The sequence below is a fragment of the Xenorhabdus sp. KJ12.1 genome (genome assembly GCF_963876495.1).
Taxonomy (GTDB): domain Bacteria; phylum Pseudomonadota; class Gammaproteobacteria; order Enterobacterales; family Enterobacteriaceae; genus Xenorhabdus; species Xenorhabdus stockiae.
Genome location: NZ_CAWNQH010000033.1, coordinates 1 through 492 on the forward strand (window position 1 = coordinate 1; position 492 = coordinate 492).

Consider the following 492-nt stretch of genomic DNA (forward strand, 5'->3'; position numbering starts at 1 on the left):
TTCGGCGAAGGTTCATTTCATAGAGCAGGTAAAACGCGATGTCGAATGTCTTAGTCTTTAAAGAAAAAGAAGTCATCCCTTTTGATAATGGCGACGGGAGGATTTGGTTTACAGCAGAGACGCTGGCAGATTTGTTGGGATATGCAAACAGCAATAAGGTTTTAAATTTGTATAACCGCCATAAGGATGAGTTTACAGAAAGCATGACAACCGTGACCAAAGTGAGGATGAATGGAATAAACAATAGCTTACGAGACGTCAATACACGTTTATTCTCATCGAGGGGCGCTCATTTAATTGGAATGGTTTCCCGAACAAAGGTCGCCAAAGCACTTCGGCGGTGGTTGCTAGATTTGGCTGATAAAGAAAGCAATACGCACACCCCATCCATTTGCTACACAATTCAACAGATGCAGGACATTGTCACAAAAGCGAGAAAGGCATCCGATGAAGACTCCTCTGATGCAGGTCGTAGATTAAGAAAACGACAAG

Annotated in this window: 1 protein-coding gene; it reads left to right on the forward strand. The window is 42.9% G+C overall.

Features of this window, described 5'->3' with window-relative positions:
* Window positions 1–38: 38 nt before the first annotated feature.
* A partial coding sequence (locus AACS92_RS03660) for a BRO-N domain-containing protein (protein WP_241538053.1) occupies window positions 39–492 on the forward strand: 454 nt, incomplete at its 3' end.